General features: G+C 66.6%; 18 protein-coding genes and 1 pseudogene. 9 read left to right on the forward strand and 10 right to left on the reverse strand.

Going from position 1 to position 20,800, the window contains the following annotated elements; genetic code table 11:
- Positions 1 to 343: 343 nt before the first annotated feature.
- Genes NV2_RS29890 through NV2_RS29915 form a run of 6 tightly spaced genes read right to left on the reverse strand, consistent with a single transcriptional unit; the run spans position 344 to position 6,379 of the window.
- Entirely contained in the window at positions 344 to 1,315 is a 972-nt protein-coding gene (locus NV2_RS29890; protein ID WP_067882116.1) for an alpha/beta hydrolase, read from the reverse strand.
- A 4-nt stretch (positions 1,316 to 1,319) separates the two neighbouring features.
- Complete coding sequence (locus NV2_RS29895) at positions 1,320 to 2,024, reverse strand: GntR family transcriptional regulator (RefSeq protein WP_067882120.1); 705 nt, start codon at positions 2,022 to 2,024, stop codon at positions 1,320 to 1,322.
- 20 nt (positions 2,025 to 2,044) lie between these two features.
- Positions 2,045 to 3,322 carry a CaiB/BaiF CoA transferase family protein gene (locus NV2_RS29900; protein ID WP_067882123.1) on the reverse strand — a complete coding sequence of 426 codons (1,278 nt, stop codon included), beginning with the start codon at positions 3,320 to 3,322 and terminating at the stop codon, positions 2,045 to 2,047.
- Positions 3,319 to 4,419, reverse strand: coding sequence for an acyl-CoA dehydrogenase family protein (locus NV2_RS29905; protein WP_067882126.1), 1,101 nt, complete (start codon positions 4,417 to 4,419; stop codon positions 3,319 to 3,321). Before NV2_RS29905 ends, NV2_RS29900 begins: the two co-directional genes overlap by 4 nt.
- On the reverse strand, positions 4,416 to 5,582 hold the full coding sequence (locus tag NV2_RS29910) for an acyl-CoA dehydrogenase family protein (RefSeq protein WP_067882150.1): 1,167 nt from the start codon (positions 5,580 to 5,582) through the stop codon (positions 4,416 to 4,418). Before NV2_RS29910 ends, NV2_RS29905 begins: the two co-directional genes overlap by 4 nt.
- Positions 5,579 to 6,379, reverse strand: coding sequence for an enoyl-CoA hydratase-related protein (locus NV2_RS29915; RefSeq protein ID WP_067882152.1), 801 nt, complete (start codon positions 6,377 to 6,379; stop codon positions 5,579 to 5,581). The genes NV2_RS29910 and NV2_RS29915 overlap by 4 nt, the downstream gene beginning before the upstream one ends.
- A gap of 134 nt (positions 6,380 to 6,513) precedes the next feature.
- Here NV2_RS29915 and NV2_RS29920 point away from each other — a divergent pair, with 134 nt between their 5' ends.
- On the forward strand, positions 6,514 to 7,272 hold the full coding sequence (locus NV2_RS29920; RefSeq protein WP_067882155.1) for an SDR family NAD(P)-dependent oxidoreductase: 759 nt from the start codon (positions 6,514 to 6,516) through the stop codon (positions 7,270 to 7,272).
- A gap of 118 nt (positions 7,273 to 7,390) precedes the next feature.
- Here NV2_RS29920 and NV2_RS29925 read toward each other — a convergent pair whose 3' ends face one another.
- Entirely contained in the window at positions 7,391 to 8,863 is a 1,473-nt protein-coding gene (locus tag NV2_RS29925; RefSeq protein WP_067882130.1) for an FAD-dependent oxidoreductase, read from the reverse strand.
- 33 nt (positions 8,864 to 8,896) lie between these two features.
- Between NV2_RS29925 and NV2_RS31205 the strand changes: the two genes are divergently transcribed.
- On the forward strand, positions 8,897 to 9,295 hold the full coding sequence (locus NV2_RS31205) for a nuclear transport factor 2 family protein (RefSeq protein WP_373863621.1): 399 nt from the start codon (positions 8,897 to 8,899) through the stop codon (positions 9,293 to 9,295).
- On the opposite strand, the gene NV2_RS29935 is transcribed toward NV2_RS31205, so the two are convergent.
- Positions 9,292 to 10,092, reverse strand: a complete 801-nt coding sequence (locus tag NV2_RS29935; RefSeq protein WP_067882132.1) for an IclR family transcriptional regulator — start codon at positions 10,090 to 10,092, stop codon at positions 9,292 to 9,294. The genes NV2_RS31205 and NV2_RS29935 overlap by 4 nt on opposite strands.
- A 243-nt stretch (positions 10,093 to 10,335) precedes the next feature.
- Between NV2_RS29935 and NV2_RS29940 the strand changes: the two genes are divergently transcribed.
- The 7 genes from NV2_RS29940 to NV2_RS29970 all read left to right on the forward strand — a co-directional run bounded on the left by NV2_RS29940 (position 10,336) and on the right by NV2_RS29970 (position 19,189).
- The gene (locus tag NV2_RS29940; RefSeq protein ID WP_067882135.1) at positions 10,336 to 11,403 is read left to right on the forward strand and encodes a ferredoxin--NADP reductase; all 1,068 of its coding nucleotides are present in this window, start codon (positions 10,336 to 10,338) and stop codon (positions 11,401 to 11,403) included.
- Positions 11,404 to 11,555: 152 nt separating this feature from the next.
- On the forward strand, positions 11,556 to 12,731 hold the full coding sequence (locus NV2_RS29945; RefSeq protein WP_067882138.1) for a 3-ketosteroid-9-alpha-monooxygenase, oxygenase component: 1,176 nt from the start codon (positions 11,556 to 11,558) through the stop codon (positions 12,729 to 12,731).
- An 89-nt stretch (positions 12,732 to 12,820) separates the two neighbouring features.
- Positions 12,821 to 14,449 (forward strand): flavin-containing monooxygenase, encoded by a 1,629-nt coding sequence (locus NV2_RS29950; protein WP_067882141.1) that lies wholly within the window; start codon positions 12,821 to 12,823, stop codon positions 14,447 to 14,449.
- An 86-nt stretch (positions 14,450 to 14,535) separates the two neighbouring features.
- Entirely contained in the window at positions 14,536 to 15,423 is an 888-nt protein-coding gene (locus NV2_RS29955) for an SDR family NAD(P)-dependent oxidoreductase (protein WP_067882157.1), read from the forward strand.
- Entirely contained in the window at positions 15,423 to 16,325 is a 903-nt protein-coding gene (locus NV2_RS29960) for an SDR family NAD(P)-dependent oxidoreductase (RefSeq protein WP_067882144.1), read from the forward strand. Before NV2_RS29955 ends, NV2_RS29960 begins: the two co-directional genes overlap by 1 nt.
- Complete coding sequence (locus NV2_RS29965; protein ID WP_067882146.1) at positions 16,322 to 18,286, forward strand: flavin-containing monooxygenase; 1,965 nt, start codon at positions 16,322 to 16,324, stop codon at positions 18,284 to 18,286. The genes NV2_RS29960 and NV2_RS29965 overlap by 4 nt, the downstream gene beginning before the upstream one ends.
- 51 nt (positions 18,287 to 18,337) lie before the next feature.
- The gene (locus NV2_RS29970; RefSeq protein WP_157103158.1) at positions 18,338 to 19,189 is read left to right on the forward strand and encodes an SDR family oxidoreductase; all 852 of its coding nucleotides are present in this window, start codon (positions 18,338 to 18,340) and stop codon (positions 19,187 to 19,189) included.
- Between the two features lie 8 nt (positions 19,190 to 19,197).
- On the opposite strand, the gene NV2_RS29975 is transcribed toward NV2_RS29970, so the two are convergent.
- Both NV2_RS29975 and NV2_RS29980 read right to left on the reverse strand, forming a co-directional pair.
- Positions 19,198 to 20,025 carry a mycofactocin-coupled SDR family oxidoreductase gene (locus NV2_RS29975; RefSeq protein WP_067882148.1) on the reverse strand — a complete coding sequence of 276 codons (828 nt, stop codon included), beginning with the start codon at positions 20,023 to 20,025 and terminating at the stop codon, positions 19,198 to 19,200.
- A gap of 4 nt (positions 20,026 to 20,029) precedes the next feature.
- Positions 20,030 to 20,779 (reverse strand): annotated as a pseudogene (locus tag NV2_RS29980) (SDR family NAD(P)-dependent oxidoreductase).
- Between the last annotated feature and the right edge of the window lie 21 nt (positions 20,780 to 20,800).

Here is a 20,800-nt window from a genome sequence, read left to right on the forward strand (position 1 = left end):
ATTCCGGAAGTGGCTGTCGTCGTCCTTGTCCATCAGGCTGCCGCTGTCGGGGTGGGCAGGGTTTAGCGACCATGAACTCAGCTCACGGCCCCGCACGGCTCGTACCATCATTCGTCCTAGTGCTGGGTATTGGACTAGACCGAGCGCATAGCGGCTCTCGGGGCTCGCCATGTGTACTCCAATTCGTAGGTGTCGGGCAAATTTGCCTATTCCCGAACGATAGCTGTGACCGCCGACGATGAATCTCTGCGGCGGGCCGATGGCGAGTCGCGACAGCAGAATGCACTCACATGCCGCTTATCGAGTGTGACCGCTATTCGCTGGGCGAAATTCGGTGCGCAGGTCAGCGTTCGCCATGGAACCGTGCCGCGACCAGCGCCCCCACCTCGGCGATCGCCGCCCGCCCTCGCGCGACCGACGGTGCCTGCATCGCGAATCCGTGCCCCACTCCCGGATAGCGCAGTTGCACGGTCGGCACGCCTGCGTCCCGCAATCGGTCGCCGTAGGCTTCCACCCCGTCGCGGATCGGGTCCGCGTAGCCGACGGCGATGATCGCGGGAGGTAGATCGGCGAGCGAATTCGCAAGTGCGGGAATGCCGTAGGCGTCGTCGGTAGATGGGTCAGGTCCCAGATACAGGCTCTTCATCCAGTCGATATCGCCGGTGGTGAGGAATGGGGAGTCGCCGAATTCGCGCATGGACGGGCGGTCGATCCGGCGTTCGATACCCGGGTAGAACAGCACTTGCTGGGCGATGGCAGGCCCGTTGTCGTCACGGCTGCGCAGCGCGGTGGCGGCTGCCAGACCACCCCCGGCGCTGTCTCCACCCACCCCGATGCGGGTCGCGTCGACGCCCCAGGTCGTGGCGGTGTCGACCGCCCAGCGCAGCGCGGCGTAGGCCTCGTCGTTGGCCACCGGGTACGGGTATTCGGGGGCGAGGCGATAGTCGACATTGAACAGCACCGCCGCCGTGGCATCGGCGATATCGCGGGCCAGCCGGTCGAACGAATGCAGTGTCCCCATGATCATGCCGCCACCGTGAAACCACACCAGGGCCGGTGCGTCGGTCTCCGGAGCTGTCGGCGGTTGATAGACGCGTACCGGGACCGCGCCGTGCGGCCCGTCGAAGGAGGTATCGCGCACGGTTCGCATTTGCGGTCCGGCGGGCCGGACGATCGATTCCAGGTTCTCTCGCGCAGCGTCCACACCGATCGCATGCATGGCGGGTGCCCCGGCGGCACGCACCCGGTCGACAATGGCGGCTACATCGGGATCCCAGGCGTACTCGTGTGACTGGGTTCCGGGCGATACGGTCACGGTTTCACTCCTCGGAGACGGCGGAATCCGCCGCAGGACCTGCGGCGTCGTGCGTCGTGCGCAGCATCATTCCGGTGCTGGTCTCACCACCGCGACGGTGCTCGTTCATCAATTCGACGAGCCGCTCGTTGTCGTGGCGGGTCAGCGCTTCGATCATCAGGTCGTGTTCGGCCACCACACGGGCGCGTGCGGCCGGGTCGTACAGGTAGGCGGCGTGATAGGGCATCGCCAGCGTCCACAGCCGGCGAATTTCGGCGACGACGAGGTTCAGCGGGGACCGCTCGAACATCAGGAAGTGGAAATGCTGATTGTGCAACCGCATCGCCAGCACATCACCCGCTTCGGCGGCGGTCACCACCTGCTGCGCGGCCCGGGTGATCTCGGTGAGGGCGTCGGCAGGAAAGGCGGGCAGCGACAGCAGCACTTCCCGTTCGAGCGCCGCGCGCATCAGATAGATCTGGTCGAAGTCCGACTGCTGCAGCCGTGCCACCGTATAACCCACATTGGGTTCGTGGGCCACCAGACCTGCCGCGGTGAGGTGGCGCAGGGCTTCGCGGATCGGCAGCCGGCTGACCCCGAGGCGCTCGGCCATCAGTACCTGGCGGATGGGCTGGCCCGGTAACAGTTCACCGGTCAGGATCAGCCGCTCGAGTTCCGCGACGACGCGGCCGGTGGCCCGGCCGCTCTCTCGGGTCGTGTCCGTCGGCATGGCACTTTCGATGGGGCTGCTCACGGGTTCCCGAAGATACCAGCCGAGCGCCAGGACTCGACCTGCTCGGCCGGGTAGCCCATGGCGGTCAGCACCAGGGTGGTGTCGGCGCCGCGCGCCACGGCGGGCCTGGGTCTGCGATGCGGCGACCTGCTCAACGAGATCGGGACCCCGACACCGCGGTAGTCCGGCGCCTCGATGAACAGTTCCCGGTGCCGGGCCTGCGCCGACTGCAGGGCCTCGTCGACGGTGTTCACCGCACTGGCCGCGACACCGGCGGCTTCCAGCTGTGCGGCCAGTTCGGCGCGCGAGCGGAGCGCGATCCGCTCACCGAGGAGGGCGACGAGTTCGTCCCGGTGGGCGTAGCGCAGTGCATTGGAGGTGAAGCGTGCGTCATCGGCCAGCTCCGGAACGCCGAGAACCTGTGTCAGCGAGCGGAATTGACGGTCGTTGGCAGCGCTGACGAAGAAGTCTCCGTCGGCGGCGTGAAAGACCTGGTAGGGAACGACGGTCGGATGGAAGTCGCCGGTCCGCTGGGGCACCGACCCGCCGACGATCCAGTTGGCGGCATGTGGGTGCAACATCGATACGACTCCGTCCAGCAGTGCCGCATCGACCAGCTGCCCGGATCCGCTGTGCTCGAGTTCCCGCAGGGCCAGCAGGATGCCGGTGACGGCCAGATGAGCGGTGACGATGTCGACGATCGGCACGCCGACCCGCAGGGGACTGCCGTCGGGGTAGCCGTTGATGCTCATCAGGCCGCCGAAGGATTGCAGTACTGCGTCGTAGCCGGGGAGCCCGCCCATTGGTCCGTCGACCCCGAAACCAGTGATCCGGCAGTAGATCAACCGCGGATGGCGGCGGCTGAGGACGGTGTCGAAATCCAATCCCCAGCGAGCCATGGTGCCGGCCTTGAAGTTCTCGACCACTACATCGGCGCCTGCGATGAGATGAGCGAGGATCTCGAGCCCCTGCTCGGTGCGCAGATCCAGGCAGATGTTGTCCTTGCTGTGGTTGAGGCTGCCGTAGTAGGCGCTGCTGGTACCGGACTCGACGAACGGTGGTCCCCAGCCGCGGGTTTCGTCACCGGCCGGCGCCTCCACCTTGATCACCTCGGCGCCTTGGTCGGCCAGCATCTGCGCGGTATACGGCCCCGCGAGCACCCGGCTGAGATCGAGAACCCGCAGCCCGGCCAGGACTCCGTGGCCGGTGGCGGAATCTGCTGCGCGCCAGGCGGCACGGCCGTCGATGCGCTCCTGTGTGTCGAACCCGGGGGAGGTGTGGGGGATGGTGTTCATCGTCGATTCCCTTCTGCGGCATCGGGTTCACCGTCCAGCTCGATGCCGACGACGATGTCCCACGGATCCGTGTCCTCGTCGAGGATCTGCCCGGCCAGGACCTCGGCCCAGTACTGTTCGGACCCGTAGCGTTCGCGCCCGCTCCACAGGGCAGTGGTGAACCGGCCCAGGCTGTGTTCGGCGGTGAATCCGATCGCGCCGTGGAGCTGGTGGCCGGCGGCGGCGACGTCGTGAGCCGAGCCGGAGGTCACCACTTTCGCCGCGGCGACCGTGGATCTGCGGCGCGGCGGATCCGCGGCGAGAGCGTCGATTGCCGCGGTGCCGGCGGTCGACATCAGTTCGGCAGCGGCGGCGAGCCCGGCCAGGCGTTGCTGGACGGCTTGGAACTTCGCCAGCGGACGCCCGAACTGGGTGCGTTCGCCGACGTACTGCAGGGTGCGATCACGGACCGTGCCCGCTGCCGCGGCGAGTGCGACCGCATAGGCCAGCGCGCCACGTTCGGTGAGTTCTGCCGCGCCGACGGCGGAGTCGGTATGCAGCTCCACCGGGGCCGCCTCGAAGTGGACGTCGTCGAGTGCGATGCCGAGCAGATCCGTGCCCGGATGCACCGTCACCCCGGGTGCGTTCATCGCGATCACCGCGATAGATGGACGTGTAGTGGCGGTCCGGGGCTCGAGCAGGACGATCAGGCGTGCGGCGTCACGGCCGTGGACGACACCGGTGACGACACCGTGGAGCACGGTGGCGCCGTCGATCTCCTGTGTGCCACAGCGATTGTCGGCAACGACCAGGGTGCACGGATCGGTCGCCGCGGCGCCGGTGCACTCGGCGAGCAGCCGGCTCGCGAGCACAGTGTGCTCGATCGCCATGGTGACAGCGCCGCGCGCCGCGGCGGCATGCACCACCGAGAGGGCGTCGGCGCAGGTTCCGGCGCTCCCGCCGTGGGCTTCCGGAATGCCGATCGCCGTGAATCCCGCGTCGGCCAGCACGTCCCACAGGGCGGTGTCGATCCCGGCGGCCGGAGAATCGGTGTCGATACCGATGCGGTCGACCATCTCCGTCACCGCCGCAGCGAGTTCGGGGTTCGGGTGATTCATCTCAGTCCCATTCCACGCGCGACGATTCCGCGCAAGATCTCGTTCGTTCCGCCGCGTAGCGTGAACGCCGGGGTATGCAGGACCGCGGCGCCGAGCATCCGGGCGAAGTCGTCGCCACCGGTACGGCGGGGCTCGATATCGGTGCAGGCCCGAATGGCTTCCACCACATCGCCTTCGAAGGTGGAGCCGAGATCCTTCACCATCGCGGCGAGTACATCGGGTCGACGCCCCGCAGCGAGTTGGGTGGTGACGGCCAGCGACATCCGGCGCAACGCCCACGCCTGCGCGGTGAGCGTGCCGAGTGTGGTGCGCTGGTGTGCGGTGGCCCCGGTGTCGCGCAGGTACCGTGCCCATGCGCGCAGCAGCGGCATCGTCGACAGATAGCGCTCCGGACCGGACCGTTCGTAGGCGAGTTCGCTCATCACCTGCGCCCATCCCTCACCGCGGTGTCCGAGCAGGGCGTCCGGTCCGACGTGGGCGTCGTGGAAGACGACCTCGTTGAAGTGGTGCCCGCCGTCGATACTGCGCAACGGCCGGACCTCGATGTCGGGGTGGTCGAGATCCACCAGCAGCTGCGACAGACCGGCATGCCGATCGCCCGGCGCGCCGTCGGTACGGGCCAGCAGCACCATTGCGTGCGCTACATGCGCGCCGGTGGTCCAGACCTTGGTTCCGCTGATCGTCCACGAACCATCGGCTCGAGCAATCGCTTTCGTGCGCACGGAGGCCAGATCGGACCCGGCGTCGGGTTCGCTCATGCCGATCGCGAAGAACAACTCACCCGCGGCGATACCGGGCAGATACCGGTGTTTCTGCTCCTCGGTGCCGTGGGCGAGGATACCCGGCGCCATCTGCCGGTCGGCGATCCAGTGCGCGGCAACCGGGGCGCCGCAGGCGAGCAGTTCCTCGGTGACGACGAAACGTTCCAGCAGGGAGCGGCCGTGCCCGCCGTACCGATGCGGCACGGTCATGCCGAGCCAACCGCGCCGCCCCAGCTCGGCACTGAACTCCGGGTCGAAGCCGCTCATCCAGTTGTCCGGAGCCGCGACGAAGGCACCGGCCTCGAGCCGGTCGTGCAGGAAGTCGCGAACCTGTGCACGCAGGTGTCGCGACTCTTCGGTTTCCGCTGCGTGCGTGCGGTGTTCGTAGGTGGCTTCGCTCATCGTCCCGGTCCCCGTGACGACCACGAGGCCTGACCCTTACGCGACATCGACCACATCTGCACGCCGCGTTCGATCTCGAGCGCCGAGGACCAGCTCACCGCCGGCGGCCCGAGTTCTAGCCGGGCACTGCTCATGATGCGGCGGGTGAGCTCGGGGTCCGCGGCTGCGGGCGCGGTGAGCTCACCGATGCGCGCGTCGAGTTCGCTTTCCTCGGCTGCCCGGTAAGCCAGCCCGCGCGCGACGGCTTCGGTGCCGGTCAGCGCCCCTCCACAGGCGGCGAGCGCGATGGTGTCCGACCATCCGACGGCACGGCCCAGTAACGCGAGATGACCGCCGCCGGGGTGGATTCCGCGGGCGAGGAAGCCGCTGTCCAGTCGTGCCTGCGGTGTGACGAACATCAGATCGGTGGCCATGGCCAGGTTCAGTCCGGCGCCGACCGCACCGCCGACCACCCGCGAAATGGTGGGGACCGGCAGCAATCCCACCCGGACGAACGCACCGTAGACCGCGGAGGTGCGGCGTACGGCCTCGGGGGAGGCGGGATCGGAGGAGGATGCCGCGAGATCTCTGGTGTCGGCGCCACTGCAGAAGTATTCCCCGGTCGCCCGCACGACGACCGCGCCGATGCCGGTGTCGCTGTCGATGCGGCGGCAGAAGTCGTCGATCAGCGCCGCCATCTCCAGGTTGATCGCATTCTTGCGGCGCGGGTTGTTCAGGGTCAGAGTGGCGACCCCGTCGGTGAACTCGGTGAGAACCGGCGGTTCGGACGGGGCGCCGACGGGAGTGTCCGACGTCATGAACGCCACGGTAGCAGATTGGATCCAAAAAAAGATCCAATAATGATTGACAATTCTGCCGATGCTCGACGAGTCTGCAACGAGCAGGAAGCCATCCCTGAAATCTGGTGGCGGTCAACAGGAAAGGTGAACTCGTGTTCGAGTTGGATGGGCGGATCGCCCTGGTCAGCGGTGCGGGACAAAGTGTGGGCGAGGGGATCGCGACGGTCCTCGCGCGCCAAGGCGCGACGGTCGTGGTGAACGATCTGCATGCCGATCGAGCGGAGCGGGTGGCAGCGGCGATCGCAGAGGAAGGCAACAAGGCCATCGTGCGGGCCTTCGACGTGACCGATTACGAGGCGACCGTCGAGGCCGTACGTTCGGCCGAAGCCGAGTTGGGCGGCCACATCGACATCCTGGTCAACAACGCCGGTGTAGCGGAGGCGCGCGTCACCAAACCCTTCCGGGAGCTGACTCCCGAGCAATGGCCGCCGTCGATCGACCTCAATGTCTACGGCGCGATGAACGCCATCAAAGCGGTGCTCGACGGTATGTGCGATGCCGGCTGGGGCCGGATCGTGCAGATCTCCTCGGGCAGTGCCCGGACCGGGCAGAACATCAACGTCTCCATGTATGCCACAGGCAAGAGCGGCATCGAAGGCTTCATCCGGCATCTGGCCGCCGAGACCGGACAATACGGTGTCACGGCCAATATCGTCGCCCTCGGGCTGCAGGCGAATCTGGTGGAGAAGATGCCGCCGGAGCAGATCGAACGGCTCATTGCGGGAGTCCCGATCGGGCGGCTCGGGGATCCGATCGAGGTCGGCGCGTTCTGTGCGTATCTGGCGTCGAACGAAGCCGGTGGGATGACCGGGCAGACCCTGGATTTCAACGGCGGATCCCAGACCCGATGAGTGACACACCGGTCGAAGGGACGGCGCCGACCACGCTGTCGCTCACCGCGATTCCGCGCCGCTATCCGAACCACAGCTCTCGCGCTCCGGATCCTGTGATCCAATACGGTCGCGGGTCTCAGGCGGTGGCGGCCGCGCGTCCGGCCCGCCGGCCGTAGAAGCTGCCGTCGCCCAGCGAAGCGCCGCTGGCATATCCTCCGGTGCAAATGCCGGAGGTGCACCGTCCCGCGGCGAACAATCGTGGGATCGGGTCACCGGAGACGTGGAGAACCCGGGAATCGAGGTCGGTCCTCAAGCCGCCGAGGGTGAAGCCATTGGTGCTGTCGCGCAGATCGTAGGCCGCGAGCGGCGTTCCGATCGGTTCGACCCACTCGGATTTCTTGCCCAGCAGCGGGTCCGCGCCGTTCTCGGCATGACGGTTGTACACCGCCACGGTCGCCTGCAGGACACCGGTGGGAAGCCCCATGTCGGCTTCCAGTTCCTCGACGGATTGGGCTACCCACGTAGGGGGTCTGTTCCGCATGCCCGATGTGCTGGACCGAGTGTTGTTCGCCTGCTCGAGCGCCGCCTCGTCGATGATCAGGAATGCCTCGTTCCGCTGGCGGATCAGTACCTCCTGACCCACGCAGCCCCCGTAGGTGTCCTCGGTGATGAACCGCTGACCCCGACCATTGACAAGGATCCCACGCGCCATCATCTGCGGATCGGCGAAGAACGCGACCTCGATGGCATCCATATGCGCCAGTTGGGCTCCCAGTGCGTGCGCGACCCTGATGCCGATACCGTCGTGTTCCTCGATGGCAGATCCGGGCTTTCCGGCCAACAGTGGTGCGAAGGTCCGTACCATCTGCTCGTTGTACGCGAAACTACCGGTGGCCAGCACGACGCCGCGTCGCGCCCGGATGTGCAATCGCTTGCCATAGCGCTTGGCGACGAGCCCGACGACAGCACCGGTGTCATCGACGATCAGGCGCTGTAGGCGCAGGTCGTATTCGGCACGCACACCGAGCGATTCGGCTGTTTCGGTGAGTGGTTTCATGAGCATGAACCCACCGCCCTTTTCGCCGGTGCGTTTATTGTCCATCTGCGGTAGGTGCCCGCGGGGCGCCGGAACGGCGACGGTGTTGAAGGGCGCTGCGTTCTCACCGCCGGAATACATCAGGCCCTGGTCTGCCGGAGGTTCCCAGCCGGGTTCGCCCCAGAATTCCTGCTTGAACGGAACCCCCTGGGCGACCAGCCAATCGAAATGGTCGACGCTGCCCTGGCAGTAATCATGTACCTTCGCCTCGTCGACACCGGGCCCGAATGCGGCCGTCATGAATTTTTCCATATTCTCCGGGGTGTCGTCGAAGCCGAGAGCCTTTTGCAGCGAAGTGCCTCCGCCGAGGTAGATGAATCCACCCGCCAGCGCCGCCGCGCCGCCCCAGCCCCCAGTGCGCTCCACTACCAAGACATCCGCGCCGCCGCGGGCTGCCTCGATCGCCGCGCTCGCACCGGCGACTCCGTATCCGACGACGACCACGTCGGCTTCGTAGTCCCATCCTGGGATCGCGGCAACCCGCTCGGGGTGAACATTCCTGACGTCCGACATTGCTCTCTCCTGATTTGCGTGACGACCGTGGTGGTGGAATCCATTCTTGTCCAGGACAAGTCGCGAATTTCGACAGTATTCCGCTGGTCGAGATTTCTGCCTTCCCGTGTGATGACCGGGCGGTACCGTCGTCGGCGATCCACGACAACGACCATGCGGAAAGAGAAGGCCGGGACATCGGCACACCACGGCCACACTCCGGAGATCACGTTGACCTCGAACACCACTGCCACCGGGATCTGGGCGATGGAGGACCAACTGTGGTGGACCAACGGCGACGTCGAGGAACACCTGCACGGCTACGGCCATTACCACGAGAAATATCGCAAGGTCGACGGTAAGTGGCTCATCAGTTACCGCAATCTCACCCGGCTGCGGGTCACACAGACGCCGAACTTTTTCGGCTACCGGGGTCGTGGCGCGCGACGCTAGTGCGAGGCCAGATCCGCGGCCACGCATCGGTCCCAGATCTCGCGTGCGGCCACCCGGACCGGCCCGACCAGCTTGCGGTAGTCGAGTGCGGTGACCGGCCCGCACACCGAGATGCCGGCGAGGTTGCCGTAGATATGGTCGGCCGGTCCGATCGAGACCCCGATACAGCCCAGTCCGGCGAACGCTTCGCCCCGATCGAAGGCGGCCCCCCGCTCGCGCACGGCCGCGAGGCCCTCACACAGCCGGGCGTCGTCGGTGGTGCTCTGCGAGGTACGCCGCACCAGTTCGCCGCTCGATTCGTGGGGCAGTGATGCCACGACCTGCGGGTTGGTCGTCACCTCGGTCCAGGCGAGCTGAGCCTTGCCGACCGCGGTGGTATGTGCCGGCACGCGCTGACCGACCGCGGTCGGAGTCGGCCCGGAACTGCGCCCGTTGACCTTGGCCAGATACACGCTGTCGCCGTGATCGACCACAGCGAGCTGGATCGTCAGCCCGGTCTGCTGAGCGAAGGCCTGCATGATCGGGCGCGCGCCTCGGAGTAGACGGTTCTGATTCAGGGCGGCCTGGCCCATCTCGTAGGCCTTGACACCCAGTTCGTAGGTCTGCTCGGGGGAACGCGCGAGCCACCCCGCACCGGAGAGCTGTTCCAGTAGTCGATGGACCGAGGAGCGCGGAAGACCGGTACGGGCGGTGACCTGCGCCAGAGTCAGCGGCCCCACGCCGTTGAACGTCTCCAGGACCAGCGATATCCGCTCGACGACCGATACCGGATCCCCGACAGAACGTGTTGTTCTCACTCGACCTCCCACCAGCCACCACCACGCTGTGATGCCAGTCACGGTACTACGTCTGTTCGTCGCGGCACCGCGATCAGCCTGCGACGAGTGCGGGCTGGACCATGGCACAACCCGGGTACCGGCGCGAGCCCGGCTTCCCGATCAGCGAGACGTTCACGACCGGCGCGGCAGTCGGCGCCATAGCCTGCCGGAGCCCGGTTCGAACAGTGGCCGGCCCGGCAATCATCGATTTCAGGAGTGCGGATGTCCACCCAGACCAGCAGCGGACCGAGCGTCTCGGCGGACGCGGCGGCGAATTCCGGTGCCGATCGGATGCGGGTGGTCGAGGTCGTCGACGAGACCGCCGATGCGCGGTCGTTCGTCGTCGAGCCGACCGGGAGCGGCTCGAAGACCGGCTATCGGCCGGGACAGTTCCTCACCGTCCGGGTGCCGGATGTGGGCAGGGGTTCGGCCCGCTGCTATTCGCTGGCGAGTTCACCGCATACCGACGACGCGATGAAGTTCACCGTCAAGCGGGTGCCCGGGGGACACGGCTCCAACTGGCTCTGTGACACCGTCCGTGCCGGCGACGAGCTGGAGGTATTGCCCCCCGCCGGAACATTCGTTCCCGCCTCCCTCGACGAGCCGGTCGTGTTGGTCGCGGGCGGCAGCGGTATCACGCCCATCATGGCTATCGCCAAGTCGATCCTGTTCGGCGGTGCGGGCGATGTGGTGGTCGTCTATGCCAACCGGGACCAGGACTCGGTGATCTTCGCGGCCGAGCTGCGCGAGCTGGAACAGCGTTTTGCGGAACGCTTTTCGGTGATCCACGTCCTGGAGTCCGTGCAGGGCTATCCGTCGCGACGGGCGCTGTCGCTGCTGCTGCACCCGCTGCGTGAGCGCAGCGCCTACATCTGCGGCCCGACACCGTTGATGGATCTGACTGTCGAGGTATGCGAGCGCGTGGGTTTCGCCGCCGGGCGGGTGCACACCGAGCGATTCCTGTCCCTGCAACGCGATCCCTTCGCGCTCGCCGACGAGCCGGCCGAATCGGGGGATGTGGTCTGCCAGGTTCGAGTGGCAATCGACGGTGACGAGCATCAGGTGGCGTGGAATGCGGGCCGCACCCTGCTCGAGGCCTTGCTGGCCGCGGGAATCGACGCTCCCTACTCGTGCCGGGAGGGGGCCTGCAGCGCCTGTGTGTGTTCACTCGTGGAGGGGCGGGTCGACCTGGCGCACAACGAGATTCTGACCGAGGACGACCTGGCCGACGGATACATTCTGGCGTGCCAGGCGGAGCCGGTCACGCCGGAGATCTCGATCGAGTACTGAGCTCTCGGCGGCCCCCGTCGGGGCCGCCGCGGCATCGGCGCGAAAACCGTCCCATTCAGCTGGAGACTCCCGTCACACCGCGGCCGTCGGCTGCGAACCTGGTCCCATCGCACAAGGTTGCTCCATCGGCAACCGTCCGACCAGGAGGTATCGTGAATTCCGCGACCGATGCAGACGACCGGATCCGGGTCATCGACACCGGGGCCCCGCCCGAACGTTTCGCTCGTGGCTGGCACTGCCTGGGCTTGGTTCGTCAATTCGACGACGGACTACCGCATCAGATTTCGGCATTCGGCACCGAGCTCGTCGTGTTCCGGGGTGAGAACGGAAAACTGAACGTACTCAATGCCTTCTGCCCGCATATGGGTGGCAATCTCGCGCACGGCACGGTGAAGGGTGACGCCATCGCCTGCCCGTTCCATGATTGGCGCTGGCGTGGCGACGGCAAGTGCGCGGGTATTCCGTACGCCCGGCGGGTGCCCCCGTTGGCCAGGACCAGGGCCTGGCAGACGATGGAGGTCAGCGGCCAGCTGTTCGTCTGGAACGACCCGCAGGGCAGCACACCGCCCGCGGAGCTGGCCATCCCCGAGATCCCCACCCACGGCGATCCGGGGTGGACGGACTGGGTGTGGAACTCCCTGGTCGTCGAGGGATCGCACAGTCGTGAGATCGTCGACAACGTCGTCGATATGGCGCACTTCTTCTACGTCCACTACGGGATGCCGACCTACTTCCGCAATGTGTTCGAAGGACATATCGCCACCCAGGTCATGCGCTCGCGGCCACGCGCCGATGCGGCCGGGGTCAGTCAGAACGCCGATTCCGAGACCGAAAGCCGCTCCGATGCGAGCTACTACGGCCCCTCCTACATGATCGACAAGCTCTGGAGCGCGCAATACGCCGAGCGGGACGAGCCGAACATCTATCTGATCAACTGTCACTACCCGGTCACGCCGACGTCGTTCGTGCTGCAGTACGGGGTCATGGTCGAGAAGCCGACCGGGATGGACGACGAGTCTGCTCAGGCGATGGCCGAGGCTGTCGGCAAGGGCATCGCGATCGGTTTCGAACAGGACGTGGAGATCTGGAAGAACAAGTCGCGCATCGACAATCCGCTGCTGTGCGAAGAGGACGGGCCGGTCTATCAGCTCCGCCGCTGGTATCGGCAGTTCTACGTCGACATCGAGGACATCCAACCGGAAATGGTCGACCGCTTCGAGTTCGAAATCGACACCGAGCGTGCACTGCGGAGCTGGCAGGCCGAGGTGGAAACGAATCTTGCGGCCGGCCGCAGCGCCATCGCCCCGAATGTGGCGGCGACCCGGTAGACCCGGATGCTGCGCGCGGTGAGCCGACCCGCTCGCCGGCGCACACCACACGGCTGCGTGCCGATCACCTCATCGAGGAAGTGACTGTTGTGACCGATCAGGACAACGATGTCGACGCCGTGGTCGTCGGCGCCGGGATCTCCGGCCTCTACGCCGTGTACAAATTGCGCCGCCGGGGGATGCGCGTGCACGGGTTCGAATCCGCCGAGGGAGTCGGCGGCACCTGGTACCACAACCGGTACCCGGGGGCGCGCTGCGACGTCGAGAGCATCGACTACTCGTACTCGTTCGACGACGAATTGCAACAGGAGTGGACCTGGTCGGAGCGGTTCGCCACGCAGGCGGAGATCCTGGGGTACCTCGAACACGTCGCCGACCGCCACGACCTGCGCTCGGCGTACGAATTCCTGACCCGGGTGACCGCGGCGGTCTACGACGAACGGACCCGGCGCTGGACCGTATCCACCGACACCGGCCGCACCGTCACCGCGCGGTTCTGCGTGCTCGCCACGGGCGTGCTGTCGGCGACCAACACCCCCGATATCCCCGGTCGCGACACCTTCACCGGCGAGATCTATCACACCGGCGAATGGCCGCACGAGCCCGTGGATCTGGCGGGTAAACGGGTCGGCGTCATCGGCACCGGTTCCTCCGGAATCCAGGCGGTGCCGGTCATCGCCGAACAGGCCGAACAGCTCTATGTTTTCCAGCGCACACCGAACTATTCGATTCCGGCGGGGAACCGTCCCCTCAGCGCCGATGCCGTCGCAGCGGTGAAAGCGAATTACGCCGAGCGACGCCGGTTGTCGCGGCGCAGCGGGGGTGGCACACCGAACAGTCCGCATCCCAAGGGCGCGCTCGAGGTGGACGCCGCCGAACGCACCCGGGTCTACGACGAGTGGTGGCAGCGTGGGGGATACCTGTTCGCCAAGGCATTCCCTGACCAGACGGTCAGCCGGGAGGCCAACGACACCGCGCGCGAATACGTGGAGATGAAGATCCGGGAAATGGTGCACGATCCGGAGATCGCCGCACAGTTGATCCCCGACGACCATCCGATCGGAACCAAGCGGATCGTCACCGACGACGGCTACTTCGACACGTACAACCGCGACAACGTCACCCTGGTGAACCTGCGGCGCAGCCCGATCACCGACATCACCGAGACCGGTGTGCGGACCACCGACACAACCGTCGAACTCGACGTGCTGATCTTCGCCACAGGCTTCGACGCGATGACCGGCTCGCTGTCGCGTATCGATATTCGCGGACGTGACGGCCGGGATCTGCGCGACGAGTGGGCCGCGGGCCCGCGTACCTACCTGGGCCTCGCGGTCCCCGGATTCCCCAACATGTTCGTGCTGGCGGGCCCGGGCAGTCCCAGCGTACTGGCCAATATGGTGCTGATGGCCGAACAGCATGTCGACTGGATCGGCGACTGCCTGGACCATCTCGACGCGCACGGCCTCACCACCGTGGAGGCCACCGAGGAAGCGGCCGGGGAATGGGTGGCCGAATGCAATGCCGTCGCCGCACGCACCCTGTTCCCGTCCGCGAACTCCTGGTACATGGGCGCCAACATTCCCGGCAAACCGCGCGTATTCATGCCGTATATCGGCGGCTTCGGCACCTACAACGAGATCTGCGCACAGGTCGCTGCCGCGGGCTACCGGGGATTCCAGCTCACGGCAGCGTCCGCGCCGACAGTCTCCCGTTGAGCGGAAGTTGCTGGTGGAGAGGGAAGTTCGACGGCCGACGATGGACGTTCGAGGTGAATCCGGCACAGGACATACAGAAGGTGGGCATGACACAGCGACTCGAGGGTAAGAAAGCTCTGGTCACCGGCAGCAGCCGCGGCATCGGCCGGGCGATAGCCCAGCGTTTGGCCGCCGAAGGTGCGACCGTCGTCGTCACCGCACGCTCGACCACACCGAGCCCGTCGGTCCGCGACGGTGCGGCGCAGGTGCTCGCCGGCTCGCTCGCCGAGACCGTGCGGCTGATCGAAGAGGCAGGGGGCCGCGCGGTGGCGATTCCGGCCGACCTGGAGAACGTCGACCAGCGCGGCGGGCTCATCGACAAGGTCGTCGGTGAACTCGGCGGTATCGACATCCTGGTGAACAACGCGGGTTTCGCCGACTACAGCACGATCGCGGAGATGAGTGACGACACGTTCCATCGGACCGTGCAGCACTACCTCGAAGTGCCGTTCGTACTGGGCCGGGCCGCGATTCCGGTGATGCGCAAGCAGGCGGCGGGCTGGATCGTCAATATCGGATCCTCGACCGGACTCAGCCCGATCCGGCCGTTCCGCGACTACAACAAGACCTCCGGCGACGTCGTCTACGCCGCGGCGAAGGCTGCGCTGCACCGCTTCACCCAGGGCCTGGCGGCGGAAGTGGCCGACGACGGGATCGCGGTCAATGCCGTGGGTCCGTCCACCGCAATCATGACCCCGGGCGCGGCATCGCTGCTGCCGGAGGGCTACGACACCGAACCGGTGGAGTACCTGGCTCAGACGGTCCTCGAGATGTGCACCGTACCGGCTGCCGAACGCACCGGTCTGGTCGCCTTCAGCCTGCACTATCCCTGGGCGACGCAGACGCCGGTCATGACGCTGGACGGCCGGACCGAACTACCGCGCCGAGAACCACCGGCCTGGGCCAACCCGCACATCGTGCCGGAGGGGGTGTGATGACGGCGACCGCATCCGAACGCTTCGCCCACGGCACCGCAGTGGTCACCGGCGCGGCCGCGGGGATCGGCCGGGGGCTGGCCCGGCACCTGGCCCGGCTCGGGATGACTGTTGTCGTCGCTGATATCGACGCCGCGCGTGCCGCGCAGGTCGCGGCCGATATCGTCGACGAGGTCGCAGCCGCGGGCGGCCACGGCACCGCTGCGGGTTACGGGGTCGACGTGGCCGACGCGGCGGCCGTCGATGCCATGGCCGAGCACATGTTCACCCACTACGGCAGCGTCGAACTGTTGATCAACAATGCCGGCGTCGAATCGTCCGGACTGCTCTGGGAGATCGATCCGGACCGGTGGCACCGAGTCATGCAGATCAACGTCGACGGAGTGTTCTACAGTCTGAAAGCCTTCGTGCCGCGCATGATCCGGGCAGGTACCCCTGCTTGTATCGCCAACTTGTCCTCGGTCGGCGGGATCAACACCGTCGCCGTGCAATCGCCCTACATCGTCAGCAAATTCGCGGTCCAGGCCATGACCGAATGCCTGCACCAGGACCTGTCGATCACGGGGGCGCCGATCCAGGTCAGCGCCGTGGTGCCGCACTCGATTCGCAGCGAGATCTTTCTGTCGGCTCAACGGGTGGCGCCGACCGCGAACCCGACGGCCAACGCCGTCTTCGACGCGATGCAGCGCGACAACGTCAGCACGGGACTGGACCCGCTCGTTGCCGCCGAGCACATGGTCGAACAGATCGCCCGCGGGCAGTTCTGGGTCTTCTCCGACGACGAGATATGTCGCGCCTCGACGACCAGGCGGGGCGAACAGCTGTCGGCCTTGCGGCCGCCCGCCGACCCACGAGACATGCTGGCCCGCATGGGCGTCCCACTCCCGGAAGGTAACTCATGACCGAGACCGCCGACCTCACCGCAACCGATCGGGAAGCCGAGTTGTACCGCGCGATCGAGGAGTGTGAGCCTGCCCCGCTGCTGATGTCGCTGATCCATGTCACCGGCGACACCGGCTTGCTCGACGAATTCGGTGCGCGTCTGACACTCGAGGAACCGGGGAGCCATTACCGCACCGGCATTCGTCCGACGGTACCGCCGGGAACCTACCCGGAGGATGTCGCCGCCGCGGTGCGTGCCCGGGCGCACTCCGTGCTGACCCCGGATTCCGTGGCTGCCCTGCAGGTCCCGGACGACGAGTTGTTCCGGCGGATGGCAGCGATATGCACCGCACAGCGGGTGGACGCCGAATTCGTGCCGATCCTGGTGGAACAGTCCGGATTCATCAAGGATCGGCGCCACGTACCGGTCACTGTCACACCGCCCGACGACTTCGAGGTCGTCGTGATCGGCGCCGGAATCGTCGGTATCAATGCCGGAATCAAATTGGGGGAAGCGGGTTTCGGGTTCACCATCTTCGAGGAACGCGACGAGATCGGCGGCACCTGGCACCGCAACACCTACCCCGGTGCGGCGGTGGACACCCCGAGCCACTACTACTCCTACTCGTTCGAGCTCAACCCGGACTGGTCGCGGTACTACCCGGTCGGACCCGAGTATCAGGACTATCTGCTCGACGTGGTCGAGAAGTACCGGCTGCGCGAACACATCCGGTTCAGCACCCGGGGGCGCTCGGCTACCTGGCTGGAGCAGGAGAACAGGTGGGAGGTGGTGACCTCCGATCGCGACGGTACGGTGACCCGGCACCGGGCGCGCGCGGTGATCACGGCGTTGGGAATGCTCAACGCGCCCAGCATTCCGCAGGTCACCGGCATGGATAGCTTCGCCGGCACGCTGGTGCACACCGCCGAATGGGACACCGACCTCGACCTGCGTGGCAAACGTGTCGTAGTGCTGGGAACCGGCTGCACCTCGGTGCAGGTGGTGGCGAGCATCGTCGACGAGGTGGATGCCCTGGACGTGGTGGTCCGGAGTCCGCACTGGCTGGTGCCGGAGAAGACCGTCGGCGGCTCCGTTCCCGACGGTGAGAAGTGGGCGCAGGCTCATCTGCCGTTCTACGCCAACTGGTTCCGGCTGCGCACCTACTGGTTCGCCTCCGACAACAACTATCCGCTGCCCCGCATCGACGAGCAATGGGCCGCCACCCATCTGTCGGCATCGCCGGCCAACGATATGGTGCTGCGCAACGCGCAGGACTACCTGCGCGCCAGCTTCCCCGATCGCCCGGATCTGATCGAGAAGCTCACGCCGGACTTTCGTCCCTATGCCAAGCGTATCGTCAAGGATCCCGGCTTCTACGCGGCATTGAACCGCGAGCATGTCACCCTGCACCGGGCATCGTTCGAACGGATCACTCCCGACGGCGTCCTCACCACCGAGGGTGCGTTCGTTCCGGCCGACGTGATCATCCTCGCCACCGGATTCCAGCTGCAGTTCACCACGGGGATTGATATCGCCGGGCGCGACGGTGCGACACTGGCGCAGGTATGGAAGGGCGGCACCGACCCGCGCGCCTACCTGGGGGTTCAGGTCAGTGGTTTTCCGAACCTGTTCGTCACCGCCGGACCCAATTCTGCGCCGAATCATGGTGCGGGGCACAACATCACCGGCGAGGAGCAGGTGCACTACATCATCGAGTGCCTGCAGTATCTGCTCGAACACGACCACGCGGCAATGGACGTCGAACCGCACGCGCTCGAGGAGTACAACCGGCGCGTGGACGAGGCGCTCGACGAGACCGTGTGGGTCCATCCCGGCGCGCAGACCAACGGCTACTACCGCAATGCCGCGGGGCGAGCCGTGGTGCCCTGCCCGTGGCGCCTGGTCGACTACTGGACCATGTTGCGCGCACCCCACACCGAGGATCTGACCTTCTTGCCGCATCGGAAACCTCAGTCGTGACCGACAATTCGGATCAGCGCCGTGCGCGAAAACGAGCAGAAAGGTAGTTCGGTGGGTGTGTACGCGGTGACGGGGGCAGCCTCGGGAATGGGACACGCAGTGGCGGAACAACTACGCGGCCAGGGGCATACGGTGCTCGGCGTCGATCTGCGCGATGCCGAGATCGTGGCGGATCTGTCGACCCCGCAGGGGCGCCGCGCCGCTGTCGACGGTGTGCTGGCCGCGGCGGACGGGCGGCTCGACGGTGCGGTCCTGGCGGCGGGTGTGGGCCCCGCTCCGGGCGCCGACCGTCCGCGACTGATCTACGAGGTCAACTTTCGCGGTGTGGTGGACCTGCTGGACGGGTGGCGGACGGCCCTCGCTACCGCGGACGATGCGAAAGTCGTGGTGTTCGGCAGTAATTCGACGACCACCACTCCCGCCGTCCCCGGCCGCGCGATCCGTGCGCTGCTGGCCGGGGATACGGACAGGGCAGTGCGTGCGGTCCGCATCTTCGGCCGGGTCGCCCCGTCCATCGCCTACGCGGCCTCCAAGATCGCGGTGACCCACTGGTCACGACGGCAGGCGGTGAGCGACCGGTGGGCGGGGCAGGGGATCCGGCTCAACGTGCTGGCTCCCGGCGCGATCCTGACGCCGCTGCTGGAAAAACAGTTGGCCACCCCGTCCGAGGCCGCGGCCGTGCGCAGCTTCCCGGTTCCGGTCGGCGGCTTCGGTGACGCCGAGGATCTCGCGGCATGGGTGGTGTTCATGCTGTCACCGGCCGCCCGGTTCCTCTGCGGTAGCGTCGTTTTCGTAGACGGTGGCAGCGACGCCTACTTTCGCGCGAGCGATTGGCCGCGCGCTGTGCCCCTGCGCCGTCTGCCCGGCTACCTGTGGCGTTTCCGGGCATTCGGGAAGAAGTGACCGGTGCGTCATTTGGAGGTGAAGCCCGCGTCGATCGGCAACGTCACACCGGTGATGTAACGCCCCGACTCGCCGACCAGGTACAGCACCGCGCGCGTGACATCGATGGGATCGACCATGTCGACCGGCATCACGTTGCCCATGGTGGCTGCGACCTCGGGGTTGGCCGCCATCCAGCCCGCCATCTCGGCGTGCTCGACCATGGGAGTGTGTACGCCGGTGGGGTGCACGGTGTTGACCCGGATGTTGTGCGGAGCGAGCCACATCGAGAAGCTACGCATGAGACCGACGACGCCGTGTTTGCTCGCCGTGTATCCCGTCGCGCCGCCGGAGCCGTCGCCGCCGCGGCCGATCAGGCCCTGGGCAGAACTGGTGATGACGATGGCGCCCCCGGCTCCGCGTTCGATCATGGCCGGCGCGGTGGCGTGCACGGTATTCCATACGCCGGTGAGGTTCACGGCGATCGTATCCAGGAAGACTTGCTGGGCATCCGGTTCTTCGGCGCGCTGCGGTGAGATGCCGGCATTGGCCAGGACGATGTCGGGTGAGCCGAATGTTTCCCGGCACCGTTGCACCGCCGCCGCGATATCTTCGATGGCACGTACGTCGCCGGTCACGGCGATGATCTCGCCGCCGACAGCCTCGACATCGGCGATGGTCTGCTGCATGTCGGACGGGGTCGCCATCGCGTACGGGACGGTGTCGATCTGCGCGCAGATGTCGAATGCCAGGATCCTCACCCCGCGCCTGGCGAGTTCGACTGCGTGGCAGCGGCCCTGCCCGCGTGCCGCGCCGGTGATGAAGGCGACCTTGCCTGCCAGAGATTCTTCGGTCATGTGCTCAGACTCCGACCGCGCGCCGGCCGGCGGTGGCGCCGCCGTCGACGACCAGGTCGTGACCGGTGACGTAGTTACTTTCATCGGAAGCGAGAAAGAGGACGCCCGCCGCCATCTGGGATGGATTCGCGGCGTAGCCGACGGGCTGCAGTTTGTCCAGAACGTCGACGATTCCGTCTACATCCGGCACCATGCCGGTGAGCATGGTGCCGGGTGAAATCGTGTTCACGCGTACACCTTTGGGTGCGAACTCGATAGCGCATGCCTTCTACATCGCTACCACTGCTGCCTTCGTACCGCTGTAGACGGCCATTCCTTCCGAAGGGGAGCACCCGCCGTTCGACGCCGTGTTGACGATGACGCCGTGTCCTTGCTCCACCATCACGCGCCCGGCAGCCCGGGTGCCGTAGAAAACTCCGCCGAAGTTGACGGTCACCATGCGGTCGTAGGCCTCGTCCGTGGTTTCGAGAATCGGAGTGGTGGCGATAACGCCCGCGTTGTTGCACATCACGTCGAGCCGCCCGAATTCGGAGACTGTCCCGGAGACCAGAGCTTCGACATCGGCTGCGTTGCCGACATCGGTCCGCACGAATTCGGCCCCGATAGTCTTCGCTACGGCCGCTCCCGCTTCTCGGTCGATATCCGCGATGACGACACGGGCGCCTTCGGCGATCATCATTTCGGCCGTTGCACGCCCCAAACCGGACGATGCTCCGGTGACGACGACGATCTTGTCCTGCATACGGTTTGTCATCTCAACCTTTCGGAGTGTGGC

The sequence above is a fragment of the Nocardia vermiculata NBRC 100427 genome, from assembly GCF_001613265.1.
GTDB lineage: Bacteria > Actinomycetota > Actinomycetes > Mycobacteriales > Mycobacteriaceae > Nocardia > Nocardia vermiculata.

What these genes read in the sequence shown, in the direction of transcription:
- NV2_RS29895 (WP_067882120.1), bottom strand. Translation starts at nt 2,024, where the DNA reads ATGCCGACGGACACGACCCGAGAGAGCGGCCGGGCCACCGGCCGCGTC.
- NV2_RS29900 (WP_067882123.1), bottom strand. Translation starts at nt 3,322, where the DNA reads ATGAACACCATCCCCCACACCTCCCCCGGGTTCGACACACAGGAGCGC.
- NV2_RS29905 (WP_067882126.1), bottom strand. Translation starts at nt 4,419, where the DNA reads ATGAATCACCCGAACCCCGAACTCGCTGCGGCGGTGACGGAGATGGTC.
- NV2_RS29910 (WP_067882150.1), bottom strand. Translation starts at nt 5,582, where the DNA reads ATGAGCGAAGCCACCTACGAACACCGCACGCACGCAGCGGAAACCGAA.
- NV2_RS29915 (WP_067882152.1), bottom strand. Translation starts at nt 6,379, where the DNA reads ATGACGTCGGACACTCCCGTCGGCGCCCCGTCCGAACCGCCGGTTCTC.
- NV2_RS29925 (WP_067882130.1), bottom strand. Translation starts at nt 8,863, where the DNA reads ATGTCGGACGTCAGGAATGTTCACCCCGAGCGGGTTGCCGCGATCCCA.
- NV2_RS29940 (WP_067882135.1), top strand. Translation starts at nt 10,336, where the DNA reads ATGTCCACCCAGACCAGCAGCGGACCGAGCGTCTCGGCGGACGCGGCG.
- NV2_RS29955 (WP_067882157.1), top strand. Translation starts at nt 14,536, where the DNA reads ATGACACAGCGACTCGAGGGTAAGAAAGCTCTGGTCACCGGCAGCAGC.
- NV2_RS29960 (WP_067882144.1), top strand. Translation starts at nt 15,423, where the DNA reads ATGACGGCGACCGCATCCGAACGCTTCGCCCACGGCACCGCAGTGGTC.
- NV2_RS29965 (WP_067882146.1), top strand. Translation starts at nt 16,322, where the DNA reads ATGACCGAGACCGCCGACCTCACCGCAACCGATCGGGAAGCCGAGTTG.
- NV2_RS29975 (WP_067882148.1), bottom strand. Translation starts at nt 20,025, where the DNA reads ATGACCGAAGAATCTCTGGCAGGCAAGGTCGCCTTCATCACCGGCGCG.